Genomic DNA, 14,574 nt, shown 5'->3' on the forward strand with positions numbered 1-14,574 from the left:
GGACCCTCGGAACCCGCCCACCGACACGACAGTCGGCCCACAACCCTGCCCACAGCACGATTTCCGACCAAAACCCAGCCGCAGCAGCAATCCCGACGAACTCACAGAAACCCATGCAAGATCGAGGCTAGAGGACGAATTGCGGCGGGGGGCAAGGGGCGATAGCAAAGGTCCCTTGCTACCCCAGCGTGGCGCCGTCGGTCGGCCAATGTCCCCAATGAGGCATTGGAGACGCTGAGTGTCACCAATGTGGCATTGGGGACATCGGCATAAGCGACGCACGCGGATCGCCACTCACGACAAACACTCACGACCACTCACGACCACTCACGACAAACCCGACGCGACACCCTCGTGAGCCCCCGCCCGACCCCCGCAATTCGTCCCCTAGTTGCGGTAGTTCGCGTCACGAACCATCGCAACTAGGGGACTAATTGCGGCGGGAGGGCAAGGGGCGATAGCAAAGGTCCCTTCCTACCCCAGCGCGGCGCGCAGGGCGGCGACGATCCACTCGGCCTGCGGCATCTGCGAGGGGAACGACGGCCAGCCGTTCATCTTCCCCAGCAGGAGCCAGTACCGCTCCGCCCGCGGATCCATACTGATCGCCATCCCGTCGGCCAGCTTCTTCCGCCAGTCCGGGTCGTTGGCGTCCCGCCCGTTTCGCGAAGACTCCGAGAAGATCGTCTCGGCCAGTTCCCGGCCCGTAGGCGAGTCCGGCGCGAAGCCGGCTTCGAGTGCCTCCGACGCCTTCTCACTCCAAGCCATCCACAGCTGTTGCTGTTGCTCGCCGAAGTCGGCCCCGTCTTCTTTCCGGAGTTTCGAGTGCCACTCGCTCATCCGGCGGATGGACGCGCGGAACTCGTCGTCCTGGACGAGTTCGGCGAACTCGATCCACGCCTCCAGCTGCTCGGGCGTCGGGTCGTCGGGCAGTTCCGGTTTCGCCGAGCGCATCCGCTCGTAGAACTGCGGATCCAGTTCGAGCCCTTCGACCATGTCCGCCCAGAACTCGTCGAGCAAACGTTTGCGGTCTTCGTCCGACATCGACGCGAGTTTGTTCATCAGTTCGACCTCCTCCAGTGGTGAGTCCCGTTTGGCCACCGCGCGCAAAACCGCCCGGCGCAGCTCAAGCCGCCGGATCTGCTCGTCCAGGGCCGCGACGTGCTGGACCGCGAGGTCCCCGATGGTCGCTTCCCTGGTCAGCGCCCGCTCCACGTCCGCGAGACCCAGCCCGAGCTCCCGCAGCGTCCGGACCAGCTCCAGGCGCGCCATCGCGGTGGCGTCGTAGAGGCGGTAACCGGAGTCGGTGCGGTCGGTCGGCGGCAGGAGGCCTTCGTCGGAGTAAAAGCGGATGGTCTTCACCGGCAGGCCGGTCCGTTTGGCCAGCTCCCCGATGGTGAAAACCGCTGCGGTGCGCATCTGCTTCATGTTCGACTCTCCAGTTGGTGGAGAGTCAAGCCTGACAGGTAGCGTTGGACCATGCACTTCACCCGGCCACGCGAGCTGGCGGTGGCCGGCCTCCTGGGTTTGGTCCTGGCCTATCTGCTCTTCCAGGTCGCGTACGGATCCATCCCCGCGCTTCCGCTCTTCGCCGGAATCACGCTGCTCGTCCTCGCGCTCTGCGAGACCGTGCTCGCCTTCATCGTCCGGTCGCGGATCAAGGAGGGCCGGGTCCTCGCCGCGATCTCCATCGCCCGATCGGTGGCCCTCGCGAAGGCCTCGTCACTGGCCGGATCCGTCATGACGGGGGTCTGGCTGGCGGCTTTCGCGTATCTTTTTCCGCGACGTGACGAACTCCTCGCGGCGAGCGGTGACCTCCGCTCGGCGATGGTCGGGATCGTCAGCGCGGTGGCGCTGGTAGCTGCGGCTTTGTGGCTCGAACACTGCTGCCGGACCCCCGAAGGCGGCGATCGGGAGCGCGATCCCGAGCCGACCGGTTAACGCTTGAGAGCCACCGCTCGAAGTACCGACTAGGTCTCGTTCGGATTACTAGAAGGTACGGTGTTGGGCATGACCGGGGTGGGTGACGACTCGCGCGGCCGCCTTGCGGGTAGGCCGTGGCTTGTCGTCGGCTTGGTTCTCGCCGTCGGCGCGACTCTCGCATTGGTGCTTTCCGACGACCTCCGCTACTTGCGGCTGGGGATCGTCGCGGCGCTGTGGGCCGCTTTGATCGGCGCGTTCCTGGCGGTCCGCTACCGCAAGCACGTGTCACAGAGCGAGGACGCCGTCGCCGAGGCGCAGGCCGTCTACGAGCTGGAGCTGGAACGCGAGATCGCCGCCCGCCGCGAGTTCGAGCTGGAGATGGAAGCGGAGACCCGGCAGGCCGCCGAGACCCGCTCCCAGGACGAACTCGAAGCGCTCAGAGCCGAGGTGACCGCTCTGCGTGAGAGCCTCCAATCGCTCTTCGGCGGCGGCGAGGTTCTCCTCGAACGCGTCGCGCTCACCGCGCAGGCCACCCGGATGCGATCCCTCGACAACAAGCAGCTGATGAGCGCGGGGTCCGAGAACGGCAACGGCAAACCCCAGCTGATGGCGGCCAAGAGCACCACGATCGACGTCGACGAACGCGACCACGGCCGGGAACGCCCGACCGAGCTGATCGACCGCGTCCTCGAACCCGCGTCCGCGCGGAACGGTGCCCCGCCCGCCGCGCGTCGCAAGCCGACGAACGGTCAGGTCAACGGCACCAACGGTTACGGCCAGAACAATCAGGTGCCGCGGCCGAAGCCGGTCGACGAGTCGACTCGCCGCAGCATGCGCAAGGCCGACGCCCGCGCGTCGAAGGCGGCCGAGGCGCTCGCCGCCGAAGCCGCTCGTCGTGAGCGGCTCGAGATGTCGAACCCCAGCATGTCGCCCGCAGAGATCTCCCGGCCGATGCCGAAGGTCGACGCCAAGCGCAAGACGCCGCCGCCGGTGACTCCGGCCGAGGTGTCCCGCCCGTCCATGCCCGGTGTCTCGCGCCCCGAGGTCAGGCAGCCCGAACGTCTAGAACCCCAGCGTCCGGAGCCCCAGCGCCAAGAACCTCAGCGCCAAGAATCCCAGCGTCAGGAACCCCAGCGCCGTCCGCAGCAGCCTTCGTTGCAGCAGCGTCTCGACGCCGGCACCGTGCAGCGTCCTCCCGCCCCGCGGCCGGAGGAGCAGACCCGCAAGCAGGCGCCGCCGGTGAAGCCCGCCGCGCAGGCGAAGCCGGTGAAGAAGGTCGAGCCGGACCGTCCCCGGCCGAACCGTGAGCTCGGCCTGACCCGGCCCGGGATGAAGCCGGTCGACCGGCCTCGTCCGGCCGGTGGCACGCCGCCGCCCGCGAACAAGCCCACCCCGGAGCCGATGGAGGCCACCGGCGAGTGGAAGCCGTCGTGGACGCAGGAGCGCCCGGTCTCCGATCTGAGTGCCGCGTTCCCCAGGAAGGACGACTTCCAGGACCGGCTGCGCCCCACGCCGCCCTCGAAGCCCCAGTCCTCCAGTCCGCAGCAGCGTCCCCAGCCCGCCGGTCCGCCGCCTCGTCGCGACCCGGAGCCCCCGACCCCGCTGTCGATCCCGGTCGTGGCCGAGCCCGTGCGGCCGCCGGAGCCCGAACCGGTGCGCCGTCCGGCCGCCGAGACGCCGTCGCGGCACAGCGGCGGCGTCGAAGAGCCACCCGCGGTCAACCCGACGCTGCCCGAGGAACTCCGCGTGACGCAGAACCGGTCCGGCGGACGCCGTCGCCGGGCGTCGGACGACTCCTCGGTCTCGCTCACCCCCGTTCCCCCAGTCCCGGAGCCCACCGGTGGTGGCCGTCGCCGCCGTCCGGACGGCGAGCCCCCGGCCTGGCAGAGCACCGAGTCCTCGGGCGGCCGTCACGGTGGCGGGCGGGCGAAGCCGGAGGACGAGGCGCCGTCCCGCAACGGGTCGTCGCACAGCCGTCCGGAGACCCCTGACGCCGGCTCCCACGCTTCCGGCCGTTCGGTGATGGACCTGCTCGCCGCCAACGGCGCGAACGAGTCCACTCCGCGGCGCAGGCGGCGTGCGGAGGACTGAGCGCATACCGACGGTAGGGTGACCCGCTGTGAGCGAGCCTTCCTCCCCGGAGCCCGGCCTCGACCGGGCCCGCCGGTCCCGGTCGATCACCGTGCTGCTGCCGGTGCTCGGGCTGATCGCCGTCGCGCTGTGCGGGCTGTTCGTCTTCGGCACGGTGACCGAGAAGGTCGGCCTGCCCGCGGTGACGATCGGCGTGCTCGCGGCACTCGTGCCGGTCGGCGTGGTGGTCACCGCGTTCCTGTGGGTCGACCGCTGGGAACCGGAACCGCCGAAGCTCCTGCTGCTGTCGTTCGTCTGGGGCGCGTGCGTCGCGACGATCATCGCGCTGCTGCTCAACAGCGGCGCCGAGGCCGTCGGTGACCTGCTGCTCGGCAGTGGCAGCGGCGGCAAGATCAGCGGCCTGATCTCCGCGCCGCTGGTCGAAGAAGCCGCGAAGGCCGCCTTCATCCTGTTGCTGTGGTGGCGCCGTCCGATCGAGTTCGACGGCGTCGTGGACGGCATCGTCTACGCCGGGTTCACCGCGGCCGGGTTCGCGTTCACCGAGAACATCTACTACTTCGGCCGCGCGTTCGCCGAGAACGGGTTCGGCGACGGCACGAGCGCCGGTGTCCTCGCCGCGTTCTTCCTTCGCGGTGTGCTCTCGCCGTTCACGCATCCGTTGTTCGCCGTGATGACCGGGATCGGGCTCGGCGTCGCCGCGAGCAGCAAGGTCCGCGCGCTGAGGATCCTGGCGCCGATCGGCGGCTACGTCGTCGCCGTGCTGCTGCACGCGCTGTGGAACGGCGCCGCGCTGCTCGGTGGCGCCAAGACCTTCCTGAACGTCTACTTCCTGATCATGGTGCCGCTGTTCATCGGGGTGTTCTCGGTGGTGGTCATGCAGCGGCGCCGCGAGCAGCGGATCGTCGCGGCCGCGCTGCCGATGATGGTCGACGCACGCTGGATCGCCCCGTCCGAGGTGCCGCTGCTGGCCAGCCTGTCCGGACGGCGATCGTGGCGGAAACAGGCACGGAAACAGTCGGGCCGCGACGCGGCGAAGGCCGTCGGCCGCTACCAGGCCAGCGTGACCGAGCTCGCGTTCCTGCGGCGTGCCCCCAAGCTCACCGACGAGGGTAAACAGCGGCAGCGCGAACTGCTGCGAGTGCTCAAGACGTCGCGGGCCGATGCGGTGAGGCTGGCGGACGGTGCTCCGCGCGGGTGACCCGTATCAGGTGAAGCTGGTCACGAGGGTCGGTTCGGACGTGGGCCGGAGGGTTACCCTCGCGCCGTCGTCCGGTACCCGCCACCGCAGAGCGGGACTGGAACGAGTTGAGGAGTTTTCGACCATGAGCGTCCACTGGCGTACGCCATGATGAGGCCCGCTCGACTGGCCGTGGGAGTCGTCTCCGCGGGCCGGGTCGGCAGTGTCGTCGGCGCCGCATTGGCGAGGGCCGGTCACACCGTCGTAGGGGCTTCAGGCCTTTCCAACGCTTCGGTACGCCGGGCGGAGCTCCTGCTCCCCGACGTTCCCCTCCTGCCGCCCGACGAGGTCGCCCGCCGCGCCGATCTCGTCCTGCTGGCGCTGCCCGACGACGCGCTCGCCGGGATGGTGCGCGGCCTCGTCGCGACAGGATCACTGAGGCCGGGGCAGATCGTGGTGCACACCTCCGGGTCGCACGGCATCGACGTCCTCACGCCCGCCGCCGAGGCCGGGGCGCTACCGCTGGCCCTGCACCCCGTGATGACCTTCACCGGCCGCGAGGAAGACCTCGACAGGCTGGCCACGTGCAGCGTCGGCGTCACTGCCACAGAGGGTGACGAAGCGGCGTGGAACGTCGGCGAGGCGCTGACCGTGGAGATGGGCGCGGAGCCCGTCCGGGTCCCTGACGAAGCGCGAGCGCTCTATCACGCGGCGTTGGCGCATGGCGCGAACCACCTGATGACACTGGTCGCCGACTGCGCGGAACTGTTGCGGGAAGCGGGAATCGCCCAGCCCGAACGCCTGGTGGCTCCGTTGTTGTCGGCGGCGTTGGATAATGTTCTGCGACACGGGGACCGGGCGCTGACCGGGCCGGTGGCCCGTGGTGATCTCGGCACCGTGCGTAAGCATCTCGCGGTGCTGGCCGAACGTGGCCCCGACATCGCCCCGAGCTATCGCGCGCTGGCCAAGCGCACGCTGGCGCGCGGCGACGCCGCCGGGCTCTTGGACGCCTCGGCCGCCGCCGAGCTCGCCGAACTCCTCAGTGAACCCGCAGATCCCGCAGATCCCGCCGAAGGGCAGCAAAACCAGTGACCACACCCAAATTCGCCCGAGGCACGCTGCACACCTTCCAGCCGCCGGAGCAGGTGAGCCAGGTGACGCGTGCCCTGCACGGGGTCGGCCGCAAGGTCGCGCTGGTGCCCACCATGGGCGCCCTGCACGCGGGGCACCGTGAGCTGATCCGCCGGGCGAAGCGGCTGCCGAACACCGTCGTCGCGACGTCGATCTTCGTGAACCCCCTGCAATTCGGGGAAGGCGAGGACTTCGAGGCGTACCCGCGTCCGCTGGACAAGGATCTCGAGGTGCTGAAGGAGGACGGCGTCGAACTGGGCTTCCTGCCCAAGGCGTCGGATCTGTACCCGGAAGGCGCCACCGTCACGGTGCACCCGGGCGCGCTCGGTGACGAGCTCGAAGGGGTGGTGCGGCCGGGGCATTTCGCCGGCGTGCTGACCGTGGTGGCGAAACTGTTCAACATCGTGCGGCCGGACTACGCCTTCTTCGGGGAGAAGGACTACCAGCAGCTGGTGCTGATCAAGAAAATGGTGCGGGACCTGAACTTCGACACCCGGGTCATCGGGGTGCCGACGGTCAGGGAACGTGACGGGCTGGCGTTGTCCTCGCGCAACGTCTACCTGACTCCTGAACAGCGCGAGGACGCGATCGTGTTGTCGGCGGCACTCACCGCGGGTGCCTTCGTCGGGCGCGACGGCGCGGACGCCGTGCTGGCGACCGCCAGGCAGACCCTCGCCGCGCGACCCGCGGTCGAGATCGATTATCTGGAGTTGAGGGGAACCGACCTCGGGCCCGCGCCCGTCGACGGTGAAGCGCGGTTGCTGATCGCGGCCAGGGTGGGGAGTACCCGGCTGATCGACAACGTCGGCGTGGTGCTCGGCGCCGCCGCGGACCATCCGGAACACGCGCTGGACGCAGGGGAATAGGGAGAGTCCACGATGTACCGAACCATGCTGAAATCGAAGATCCATCGGGCGACGGTCACCCAGGCCGATCTCCACTACGTCGGATCGGTGACCGTCGACGAAGACCTGATGGACGCGGCGGATCTGCTGCCGGGCGAACAGGTGTCCATTGTGGACGTCACCAACGGTGCGCGGCTCGAGACCTACGTGATCGCGGGCGAACGCGGCAGTGGGGTGCTCGGCATCAACGGCGCCGCGGCGCATCTGGTGCACCCCGGGGATCTGGTGATCCTGATTTCGTACGCGCAGATGGAGAACGCCGAGGCGGCCGCGTTCCGGCCGCGGGTCATCTTCGTCGACGAGGACAACCGGATCGTCGAGAAGGGCGCCAACCCCGGGCACGCGCCGGAGGGATCCGGACTGCTCAGCGGCACCGTGACGCTGGCCGACGACGACACGATGACCTTCCCGGTCGCCGAAACCGCCGACGCCCGCCGTCTCGACGCGCTGCTGCACGCCGAGAGCTGAGTCCTTGCTGCTCACGGTCGACGTCGGCAACACCAACATCGTGCTCGGTCTCTATAAGGGACCGGCACTCGTCGGTGACTGGCGCATGCGCACCGACGCGCGGATCACCGCCGACGAGCTCGCGCTCACCATGCGCGGGCTCCTCGGCGCGCACGCGGACGCGGTGACCGGGATCAGCGCGCTGTCCACGGTTCCCGCCGTGCTGCGGGAACTGCGGGTCATGCTTTCGCGGTACTACGACGGGTTGCCGAAGATCGTCATCGAGCCCGGGGTGCGCACGGGGGTGCCGCTCCTGGTCGACAACCCCAAGGAGGTGGGCGCGGACAGGCTGGTGAACACCCTGGCCGCGCACCATCTGCACCCGAGGACCGCCTGTGTGGTGGTGGATTTCGGGACTTCGACCAATGTGGACGCCATCTCCGCCAAAGGCGAGTTCCTCGGCGGCGCGTTCGCGCCCGGCATCGAGATCTCGGTCGACGCGCTGGCCGCCCGCGCCGCGGCGCTGCGCAAGGTGGAACTGGTGCCGCCGCGGTCGGTGATCGGGAAGAACACCGTGGAATGCCTGCAATCCGGCATCCTCTACGGCTTCGCCGGCCAGGTCGACGGCCTGGTGAAGCGGATCAAGCGCGAGCTTGCGCCGGGCGGGGCGGATCCGATCGCGGTGATCGCGACCGGTGGCCTGGCGCCGCTGGTGCTGGAGGAATCGGAGACGATCACCGAACACGTCCCGGACCTGACCCTCCTGGGCCTGCGCCTCGTCTACGAACGCCACCACCGCAACTAGAGGACTACTTGCGGCGTGCCTCTCCGGCGATCTCACGTGATTGGACGGCGATCACGCGTGCTTGGGCGGCGAACTCACGTGATCAGGCGGAGAACTCGCGTGTTCTCCGCCTGATCACGCGTGATCTCCATCTGATCACGCGAGTTCGCCGTCTGAGCACGTGAGTTTCGGGGTCGGTCAGCGGCGCGAGGCGATCATCAGGACCCGCCGGGTCATCAGGTCCTGGTTCCGCAGGGTCTGCTCGAGGCTCGCCCGCAGCTTTGACGGATCCTCGCCCGACTCCGCGGCCAGGTCTTCCACTCGCGAAAGCGACAACTCCATGGTCCGCCGCTGCCGCGACCGCCAGTCCGGCGTCTCCTCGTAGGAGAGGACGTCGAATCCGGCCGATTCCAGCAGCGGCCGGTGGTCGGGCACCTGCGGCGGCCGGTTCTGAGGTTGCCCGTCGAAGTCCCAGGTCGTGACGAGCAACCGGCCGCCGGGAACGAGGATCCGCGCGAACTCCGCGCAGGCGCGTTGCTTGTCGGGGGCGAACAGCAGCGCGTCGACGCTCATCACCGCCTCGAACGACGCGTCCTCCAGACCGGTGTCCGAGAAACTGCCGACCTGGAAATCGGTCGCCTCGACGTCCATCGCCTCCGCGCGACGCCGTGCCGAACCCAGCGCCGTCTCCGCGATGTCGACGCCGGTGAGCGTCGCGTAGGTGCGTGCGGCGACCCACAGCCCCGGCCCGCCGCGTCCGCAGCCGATGTCGGCCAGCCGTCCGCCCGGCTGCAGCCGCGCTTCGGCGGCGATGCGGTGCAGGTCGGTCCGGGTCACGAAACTGTAGGTGTCGAGTTCGGCGGGGTAGTCGTCGCCGTATACCTCGGCCCAGATCTCCGCCGACACCGCGGACGCGGGCGTGCCGAAGGTCGCGGTGAAGGTGGCCTTCCAGTCGGTCATCGTTTACGCGCCCGGAAGACGATGGTGGTGAGCGGCAGGTCGAATTCCCCCGAGGCGGTTTCCGGGTTCCGTTCGAGGAATTCCCGTGCCGTGCGAAGCTTGGCTTCGCGTTCCTCCGCCGGAACCACCACCATGTGCGAATGGGTGGCGAGAGTCTCCACCAGGGTTTCCGCCGTCCTGGGTTGTTTGTGACCGAAAGTCTTCCTCTCGAACGGCTCGAAGGCCTCGTGTTCCGGCAGCGATTCGTAGTCACTCAGCCAGCGCCTGCTCGCCGAGGTCTTGATCAGCGCGTTGAATTCCGCCAGCCAGCCGGTGGACTCGTCGTCGTGGTTCCACAGCGCGGCAACGATTCCGCCCGGTTTCAGCACCCTGGCCATCTCCGGATACGCCCGGTCGAGGGCGAACCAGTGGAAGGCCTGGCCCACGACCACCGCGTCCACGGATTCGTCGGGTAGCGGGATCTTCTCGGCCGTCCCGATGAGCGGGGTCGCCGCCGGGAATGCCTTGGTGAGCTCTTCGAGCATCTTCGCGTCCGGTTCGACCGCGGTGACCGCGAGGCCGAGGGCGAGTAGCCCTCCGGTGAGCTTGCCGGTTCCCGCGCCAAGGTCGAGGACCTGCTTCGGGCTGCTACTCGCGCCCGCCAGCCCCCAGGCCAGTGCCTTTTCCGGATAGTCCGGCCGATGTGCGGCATAGGCGGCGGCCTTCGAGCCGAACGAGGCGGCGCGTCGTGCGTGCAGTTCGGCTTCGATGCCAGGAGTGGATGAGTTCACGCGAGCCAGGTTAATGGAGAGAAAACCGGCTTGGCCGGACCCGGAAAAGGTAATCCGGTTGGCGTAGGGAAGCGACGGGTTCGTACGCTGTGCGCATGACTGAAATCCCCGCATCCGAGGGCGTGAGCCCCGACGAAGACCTGCCGGAACAGATGCGGGTGCGCCGGGACAAGCGCGACCGGATAATCGCGGAGGGTATCGATCCGTATCCGGTCGAGGTGCCCCGGACGCACTCACTGGCCGAAGTACGGGCGAAGCATTCCGGCCTTCCGGTCGACACGGCCACCGGCGAGACCGTCGGCATCACCGGCCGGGTCATGTTCCTGCGCAATACCGGCAAACTGTGTTTCGCGAGTCTCCGTGAAGGCGACGGCACCGAGTTGCAGGCGATGATCAGCCTGGCCAAGGTCGGCGAAGACGCGCTCGCGGCGTGGAAGTCCGATGTCGATCTCGGCGATCACGTATTCGTCGATGGCGAGGTCATCACCTCCAAGCGCGGCGAACTTTCCGTGATGGCCGACTCGTGGCGGATCACGTCGAAAGCATTGCGCCCGTTGCCCGTGGCGCACAAAGAGCTGGCCGAGGAAACGCGGATCCGGCAGCGTTATGTCGATCTGATCGTGCGTCCCAAGGCCCGGGACGTGGTCCGTACCCGCGCTGGTGTGCTGCGTTCCCTGCGTGACTCGTTTCACGGCCGGGGATTCCTCGAGGTCGAGACCCCGATGCTCCAGACGTTGCACGGAGGCGCGGCGGCACGGCCATTCGTCACGCATTCGAATGCCTTCGACCTCGACCTCTACTTGAGGATCGCGCCGGAGCTGTACCTCAAGCGTTGCGTGGTCGGCGGTATCGAGAAGGTCTTCGAGATCAACCGGAACTTCCGGAACGAGGGCAGCGACTCGTCGCACTCGCCCGAGTTCGCCATGCTCGAGTACTACGAAGCGTATGCGACCTATGACTCCAATGCGGTGATGACGCGCCAGCTCATCCAGGAGGCGGCGCAGAACGTTCTCGGCACTCAGGTGGTCACTCTCGTCGACGGTTCGGAGTACGACCTGTCCGGCGAGTGGACCACCCTCGGAATGTACGAGTCGTTGTCCGAGGCGTTGTCGGAAGAGATCACTCCCGAGACATCGGTGGACAAGCTGCGTTCCTATGCCGAAGGGCGAGAGCTGGAGCTCGACCCAAAGTTAGGGCACGGCAAACTCATCGAAGAACTTTGGGAACACCTCGTCGGCGATCATCTTCACGAACCTACTTTTGTCCGTGATTTTCCGGTCGAGACATCCCCGCTGACCAGGCAACATCGCAGCAAGCCGGGGGTTGCGGAGAAGTGGGATCTGTACGTACGCGGATTCGAACTCGCCACCGGATACTCGGAGCTGGTCGATCCCGTGGTAGAACGCCAGCGTCTGGTGGAACAGGCTCGCCTGGGTGCGCAGGGCGATAGTGAGGCCATGAACCTGGATGAGGATTTCCTCCGTGCGCTGGAGTACGGAATGCCGCCGAGCGGTGGTGTCGGAATGGGGATCGACCGGTTGCTGATGGCGCTGACCGGCCTTGGTATCCGGGAGACCATCCTGTTCCCGCTCGTACGGCCTGAATAACCCGTCCGCGTGACAGATACCTCGATCGTTCTCGTAAACAAGATTTGCGTTATGTCTCGGTAGCGGGTATTAATGTCGCTAGACAAAGTCTTCTGTCCGGGGCATGCCCCGTACCAGATCATTCGTGTAAGCCCCCAGCAGGAGGAAACAGATGGCACAGAAGGTGCTCGTCTCGCTCGTTGACGACCTCGACGGCACAGAGGCGGAAGAGACCGTCGAGTTCGGTTTGGACGGTGTGAGCTACCAGATCGACCTTTCCGCGGAAAACGCGGAAGAGCTTCGTGACGCGCTGGCCCAGTATGTGGAGCACGCTCGCCGCGCGGGTGGCCGTAAGCGCACCGCCATTCGTCCGGTCGCCGGCGTGAAGGCCGCCGCCCGCCCCGCGACCGTCGACCGCGAGCAGAACCAGGCCATTCGCGCCTGGGCCCGCAAGAACGGCTTCCAGGTTTCCGACCGTGGACGTATCCCGTCCGAGGTCGTGGAGGCCTACCACAAGAAGAACTGAAGGTCTTTCGACCCTCGAGCCGCCGGGAACTTATTCCCGGCGGCTTTCTTGTTCTTGTACACGGTTCAAGCGGGCGTACTCCGTGGGCGCCCATCCGGTCACGGAGCGGAAATCCCGGATGAAGTGTGCTTGGTCGCTATAGCCCAGCACCGTCGCTAGTTCCGCGTAGTCGGGCCGTCCCTCGGCCGCGATCCGTGCCGCCGCTTCGTTCAACCGGTATACCTGAATCGCCCATTTGGGGGCGGTGCCGACATGTTCGGCGAACAAGCGTTGCAGACTTCGGTGAGACAAGCCCGTTCGGCTTGACAGCTCGCCGACTCTGGTAATGGCCGGTTCGGCCGCGATTGTTTCCACCGCTTCGATGGCCGTCCTGGCCGCCGCGGTGAGCACCGGGTGTTTCGTGAGGAGTAGTTCCTCGCACTGGCGGACCATTTCGAAGTCGTTCGTCGCATTGCGTACCGATTCCGTCACTGGTACGGCGCCGGTGAAGAGATCGGTGAGCGGAACGGAACGGCCGGAGATCATCGTGACCGGACCGGTGAGGAATGCCCGGAAAGCCCCTGGCCGGAATCGCACGCCGATACCATGGTCCGTACCCGCTACGACATAGCGAAAAGGCCGTTTTCCCGGTCCGGATGCCCCTGCCGCGTCGCTGAAGAACGTGACGTTCACCGCGAGATTGGGCAGGACCACCTGTTCGTGGGGCGGACGGCCGTCCAGATCCCAGCGCAGAACCCAGTGATGGTCGACGAACGGCCGCAGTTCCGGCGTCGGCGGGTGCCGGACGAGGCTGAACGCCGCGTTCGCCCCTCGCGCGTTGACGATCCCCGCCGGGATCCGGTGCCCGCTCACCCGCTCAACCTAACCGTGTCGCGTTTCTTCAAGACAGCGCGACCCTTCCCGTGAACTGATGCCCGTATGCCCGAATACGCTGCCCTGATCGCCCCCGCCGCCGCGGAATTCGCCGGAATCCTGCGCGGGATCGGCGAGCCCGAGTTCACCGCCCGCACCCCGTGCGCCGAGTACGACGTCCGTGCGTTGCTGAACCACCTTCTCTACTGGGGTCCCTGGCTCGAAGCCGCCGGACGCAAGGCGTCGCCGCCCGAGTTGGTTACGGGCGAGGCGGAGGCGGGGCTCGTCGGAGACGACTGGCTCGACGCGCTGGAGAAGCAGACAGCGCGGCTCGTCGAGGTCTTCGGCACGCCCGCGGCGTGGGAGGGGCAGACCACCTTCGGCGGCAATCAGATGCCCGCGTCGATGGCGGGGTACATGGTCCTGGACGAGTTCGTCTTCCACGGCTGGGACCTCGCCAAGGCGACCGGCGCGGACTTCGCCGTGCTCCCTGAAGTCGCCGATGCCGTCCACGCCATCGCGCTGGAGATCGGAGAGCAGGCGCGGGCGATGAAGGTGTACGGCGAAGAAGTCGTTGTCGCGGAAGGCGCGACCACCCTCGAACGCGCCTTGGGTGCCACTGGACGGAATCCCGGCTGGACTCCTTAACGGATTCGCGGACAGCCGCCGCATTCCGATTCCGCGGGTAACAGATAGGAGTAACAGCAGCTTTCGCGGTTTCTCGTCCACTCGCGGCGTCCGTCGGCTCCCGTGGCCAGTCGCAGCTTCGACGCCGATGTCAGCGGAGGGAATCGCGATTCGAGGACCAGTGCGGCGTCGGCGACCCCGGCGCCCTCTGCGTCCGGGGTCCCGCCGAGCTGTCCCGCCGACCACAGCGCGTTGTCGAGCGAGTCCGTGGCGGCCGCCCACAGTTGCCGCCGCCCGAGCCGCGTCAGCGGCCCGTAGACGTCGATGAACCGGTTCGCGTGCGCGATGAAGCGACCGCGGAGGATCGCCGCCAGCGTCCGCTCGTCCTGGACGACGACGGCTCCCGGATGCGCCGAACCCGGGTCGGTCGGCAGGCAGTGGAACCCGCGGAGGCCTGGGTCGAGGACGGCGACCGAGTCGGGGTGTGGCCGGTCGGCGCCGATCCGGAAGGCCAGCGCGGACGGCGCCAGCGACGGGACGCGGCGTGCGTGGTGCAGCAGCGTCGCGCCGGCGAACGCCGGGACGTGCAGGTACCAGGACAGGATCCAGCTCGCCGGGATTCGCTCGGGAATCGCGGACGCCGCCGGATACCGCTCGGCCAGCCAGCCGCCGAGCCGCTCCCGCCATCGCACGAGACGGTCCGGTTCGTCGAGCAGGTCGTCACAGCGGACCCAGCCCGCCTCGGCCTCCGGCACGGCTCCGCGGATCCCGGCTTCTTCTGGCATCCTCGAAAGGGAG

At 67.9% G+C, this 14,574-nt stretch carries 15 protein-coding genes; 10 read left to right on the forward strand and 5 right to left on the reverse strand.

What is annotated here, in order from left to right; translation table 11 throughout:
- Positions 1-474: 474 nt before the first annotated feature.
- A complete protein-coding gene (locus ACLARN_RS28225) occupies positions 475-1,416 on the reverse strand; it encodes a MerR family transcriptional regulator (RefSeq protein ID WP_409494498.1) in 942 nt (313 codons plus the stop codon).
- Between the two features lie 60 nt (positions 1,417-1,476).
- Between ACLARN_RS28225 and ACLARN_RS28230 the strand changes: the two genes are divergently transcribed.
- From ACLARN_RS28230 to ACLARN_RS28260, 7 genes are all read left to right on the forward strand, one after another.
- Positions 1,477-1,938, forward strand: coding sequence for a DUF3180 domain-containing protein (locus ACLARN_RS28230; RefSeq protein WP_409494499.1), 462 nt, complete (start codon positions 1,477-1,479; stop codon positions 1,936-1,938).
- Between the two features lie 69 nt (positions 1,939-2,007).
- Positions 2,008-4,011: a DUF6779 domain-containing protein gene (locus tag ACLARN_RS28235; RefSeq protein WP_409494500.1), complete on the forward strand. Its 2,004-nt coding sequence runs from the start codon at positions 2,008-2,010 to the stop codon at positions 4,009-4,011.
- 28 nt (positions 4,012-4,039) lie between these two features.
- Entirely contained in the window at positions 4,040-5,209 is a 1,170-nt protein-coding gene (locus ACLARN_RS28240) for a PrsW family intramembrane metalloprotease (protein WP_409494501.1), read from the forward strand.
- Positions 5,210-5,356: 147 nt separating this feature from the next.
- Entirely contained in the window at positions 5,357-6,280 is a 924-nt protein-coding gene (locus tag ACLARN_RS28245; protein ID WP_409494502.1) for a Rossmann-like and DUF2520 domain-containing protein, read from the forward strand.
- Positions 6,277-7,185 carry a pantoate--beta-alanine ligase gene (panC, locus tag ACLARN_RS28250; RefSeq protein ID WP_409494503.1) on the forward strand — a complete coding sequence of 303 codons (909 nt, stop codon included), beginning with the start codon at positions 6,277-6,279 and terminating at the stop codon, positions 7,183-7,185. Before ACLARN_RS28245 ends, panC begins: the two co-directional genes overlap by 4 nt.
- Positions 7,186-7,197: 12 nt before the next feature.
- Positions 7,198-7,692: an aspartate 1-decarboxylase gene (gene panD / locus ACLARN_RS28255; RefSeq protein ID WP_409494504.1), complete on the forward strand. Its 495-nt coding sequence runs from the start codon at positions 7,198-7,200 to the stop codon at positions 7,690-7,692.
- 4 nt (positions 7,693-7,696) lie between these two features.
- Complete coding sequence (locus ACLARN_RS28260) at positions 7,697-8,476, forward strand: type III pantothenate kinase (RefSeq protein WP_409494505.1); 780 nt, start codon at positions 7,697-7,699, stop codon at positions 8,474-8,476.
- A 177-nt stretch (positions 8,477-8,653) separates the two neighbouring features.
- Here the strand turns inward: ACLARN_RS28260 and ACLARN_RS28265 are convergent, their stop codons facing one another.
- Both ACLARN_RS28265 and ACLARN_RS28270 read right to left on the reverse strand, forming a co-directional pair.
- The gene (locus ACLARN_RS28265; protein WP_409494506.1) at positions 8,654-9,415 is read right to left on the reverse strand and encodes a class I SAM-dependent methyltransferase; all 762 of its coding nucleotides are present in this window, start codon (positions 9,413-9,415) and stop codon (positions 8,654-8,656) included.
- Positions 9,412-10,185 (reverse strand): class I SAM-dependent methyltransferase, encoded by a 774-nt coding sequence (locus tag ACLARN_RS28270; RefSeq protein WP_409494507.1) that lies wholly within the window; start codon positions 10,183-10,185, stop codon positions 9,412-9,414. The genes ACLARN_RS28265 and ACLARN_RS28270 overlap by 4 nt, the downstream gene beginning before the upstream one ends.
- Before the next feature lie 95 nt (positions 10,186-10,280).
- Here ACLARN_RS28270 and lysS point away from each other — a divergent pair, with 95 nt between their 5' ends.
- On the forward strand, positions 10,281-11,792 hold the full coding sequence (gene lysS / locus ACLARN_RS28275; RefSeq protein WP_409494508.1) for a lysine--tRNA ligase: 1,512 nt from the start codon (positions 10,281-10,283) through the stop codon (positions 11,790-11,792).
- A gap of 151 nt (positions 11,793-11,943) precedes the next feature.
- Entirely contained in the window at positions 11,944-12,297 is a 354-nt protein-coding gene (locus ACLARN_RS28280; RefSeq protein ID WP_005165380.1) for a histone-like nucleoid-structuring protein Lsr2, read from the forward strand.
- A 30-nt stretch (positions 12,298-12,327) separates the two neighbouring features.
- Here the strand turns inward: ACLARN_RS28280 and ACLARN_RS28285 are convergent, their stop codons facing one another.
- Positions 12,328-13,149, reverse strand: a complete 822-nt coding sequence (locus ACLARN_RS28285; protein WP_409494509.1) for a DUF6597 domain-containing transcriptional factor — start codon at positions 13,147-13,149, stop codon at positions 12,328-12,330.
- Between the two features lie 66 nt (positions 13,150-13,215).
- Here ACLARN_RS28285 and ACLARN_RS28290 point away from each other — a divergent pair, with 66 nt between their 5' ends.
- Positions 13,216-13,797 (forward strand): TIGR03086 family metal-binding protein, encoded by a 582-nt coding sequence (locus tag ACLARN_RS28290; RefSeq protein ID WP_409494510.1) that lies wholly within the window; start codon positions 13,216-13,218, stop codon positions 13,795-13,797.
- On the opposite strand, the gene ACLARN_RS28295 is transcribed toward ACLARN_RS28290, so the two are convergent.
- Entirely contained in the window at positions 13,794-14,561 is a 768-nt protein-coding gene (locus tag ACLARN_RS28295; protein WP_409494511.1) for a (2Fe-2S)-binding protein, read from the reverse strand. The genes ACLARN_RS28290 and ACLARN_RS28295 overlap by 4 nt on opposite strands.
- Positions 14,562-14,574: the final 13 nt, after the last annotated feature.

The organism is Amycolatopsis sp. cmx-11-12 (genome assembly GCF_046269425.1).
GTDB lineage: Bacteria > Actinomycetota > Actinomycetes > Mycobacteriales > Pseudonocardiaceae > Amycolatopsis.